The 2,377-nt window shown below is 65.1% G+C and carries 2 protein-coding genes and 1 pseudogene; 1 reads left to right on the top strand and 2 read right to left on the bottom strand.

From position 1 onward, the window contains the following. Positions 1 to 81: 81 nt before the first annotated feature. Positions 82 to 1,125 carry an IS110 family RNA-guided transposase gene (locus BO39_RS29240; RefSeq protein WP_342666355.1) on the top strand — a complete coding sequence of 348 codons (1,044 nt, stop codon included), beginning with the start codon at positions 82 to 84 and terminating at the stop codon, positions 1,123 to 1,125. Between the two features lie 279 nt (positions 1,126 to 1,404). Here BO39_RS29240 and BO39_RS29235 read toward each other — a convergent pair. Further along, positions 1,405 to 1,746, bottom strand: a pseudogene (locus BO39_RS29235) (transposase); the annotation flags it as partial. 280 nt (positions 1,747 to 2,026) lie between these two features. Then, positions 2,027 to 2,377: NYN domain-containing protein (locus BO39_RS29230; protein WP_043840400.1), on the bottom strand; the 351-nt coding region annotated here is incomplete at its 5' end.

The following is a 2,377-nucleotide window of genomic DNA, read 5'->3' as shown; positions in this document are numbered from 1 at the left end:
TCGAAGCCGTGCGGACGATCGGGGTGACGGAGCAGAAATGGCGTAACTGAGGGCGGGCGCACTCCCGGACTTGGGGCCAGAATGGGCCGCCGGTTCGGCAAACAGGAGGAGTGCGAGATGACCTGCTACGTTGGCCTCGACGTCTCCATGGAGGAGACCGCCTTTTGTGTTCGTGGCCCGGAGGGCCGCATTCTTGGCCAGGGCAAGACGGCGACGGACCCGGAGGCAATCGCCGGCGCCCTAGCACGCTTCGGCAGGCCCGAACGGGTGGTGCTGGAGACCGGGCGGATTGCGAACTGGCTGCACCGGCAGCTGGTCGCCCGTGACCTGCCGGTGGTCTGTGTGGACGCCCACCAGGCGCATGCGGTGCTCAGCAAGATGCCGAACAAGACGGACGCCAATGATGCGGCGATGCTGGCCGAGCTGGCGCGGACCGGGTTCTATCGGGCGGTGCGGGTGAAAAGTGAGGCAGCCCAGGCCATGCGGGCGCTGCTCAAGGCTCGCAACCTCGTCCTGGGCCAGAGGATGGACCTCGACAACACCATCCGCGGCCTGCTGACCAGCATGGGGGTGCGACTGCCCAAGGGGCCGCGGCGCTGGTCCGATCGCGTGGAACTGGCGCTCGAGGCCAACGAGGCGCTTGCGCTCGCCCTGCGGCCGCTGCTGCGCTTGCGTCAGGACTTGGCTCGCTCCCTGCTCGAGCTGACCCGTTGGCTCCTGGGCGAGGCGAAGGGATCAGGCCTGTGCCGCCCTCTCATGACGGTGCCAGGGGTCGGCGCCATCACCGCTTACGCCTTTGTCGCCACCGTGGATGATCCGACCCGCTTTGCTCATTCGAGGTCGGTGGGCGCCTATGTCGGCCTGACACCCAGACGCTACCGGTCGGGTGAGATCGACTACTCGGGCCGCATCACCCGCCGAGGCGACGGGCTGCTCAGGACGCTGTTGTTCGAAGCGGCGTCCAGCCTGATCACCCGAGCAGGCGGGGGTGGCGCGCTGCGGGATTGGGCGCTGCGGCTGCGAGCAAAGGTCGGGCACAAGAAGGCCAGTGTCGCGCTCGCCAGGAAGCTCGGCGTCATCCTCCATCGCCTGTGGGTGGACGGCACCGAGTTCCGACCGGCGTGAGGTGGGACGGTACGACGCGGCCAGGGAGGGAGAGATGACAAGCAGGCGCTGAGTGGTTTTCGAGTTCTCGTCCTGGTCCGGACGGGAGGCGACGGTCAAGCCCGAGGTAAAACGTGCGGCGCCTTAGGCGACCGCGTAGCCCACAAGCTGGGAGGCCCGAGCCCTGGACGCCATCATAAAGCGCCTCTCGCCCCTATGGCACGGCGACTTCGAAGAGAACCTTGTCCCGGACCATAAGGAGACCCAGGATCAGCAAGCGCCCGCCCTCAGTTAGAAAACTTTTTTGAGCAGCCGCAGCTCAAGCGCTTGCTCCGCCACGACTTGCTCGAGGGTGCGCGCCTCCTGGCGAAGTTCCTTCACCTCATCCGTCGTGGCCGCCCGGGCCGTATCCTCGGCCAGGCGGCGCTTGCCCGCTTCCAAAAACTTCTTGGACCACGTGTAGTGCAGGCTTTCGGCAATGCCTTCCCGTCGGCACAGGGCGGCGATGCTCTCCTCCCCGCGTAAGCCCTCCAGCAAAATCTTGATCTTGTCCTCGGCCGAGTAGTGCTTGCGGGTCGCCCGGCGAATGTCGCGCACCACCCGATCGGCGGGCGTCTTTGGGGCGGCAGATTTATGGCTCATGTCCACTCCTCCGTGGTTACGATGAGCCGGAAATCCTCCTTTCCTCAACCATCCCCGACTCTCTCATGAGCCCTAACGGCGGACACTTGAGCCGTCAGCATGTTGTGGCTTCCAGTTTTTCCGCCTTAACCGCAAGCTGCAGAGCCTTCATGGCGGCAGCAAGGCCAGTTCGGCAACATACTATCGGAACTTTAGGTCAAGATTTGGACAGATGCTTCGGAAGCGTTAATGCCTGGGATGTCTGCCCTCGCAGGTACCGCAGGTCTTCAAGCTTCGGCGATCAGTGCAGGATCAAGTCGGCGAAGCAGGGATCGAGCGCGTAGAAGGCCGTGGCTGCCTCACGCAGCTCCCGACTGGCATGAGACCAGTACAGCACCGTCACCGCAAAGCCGTCCGCAACCAGCTGCTTCACGACAGGCTCGTAGTCGCCGTCGCCCGCCACTAGCGTGATGTGGTCGCGTCGCGGGTCACCGAAGCGATAGACGTCCCGGCACATGCGGGTGACCAGGCTGGTGTCAACGCGCTTCTCTTTCCCGCCAAAGCCCCGCTCCACCGTGACCACCTCGAAGCCTGCATTCGCGGCATGGCGCCACAGGCCCTCGTTGCTGTCGGTGACGCTGCCGAACACCAC

It is taken from the genome of Roseomonas aerilata DSM 19363 (assembly GCF_000711725.1).
GTDB classification, from domain to species: domain Bacteria; phylum Pseudomonadota; class Alphaproteobacteria; order Acetobacterales; family Acetobacteraceae; genus Roseomonas; species Roseomonas aerilata.
This window is presented reverse-complemented; position numbering and strand designations above follow the sequence as displayed.

Bases quoted from the DNA above. Each gene is read 5' to 3' on its own strand.
- BO39_RS29240 (WP_342666355.1), top strand. From the start codon at position 82: ATGGGCCGCCGGTTCGGCAAACAGGAGGAGTGCGAGATGACCTGCTAC.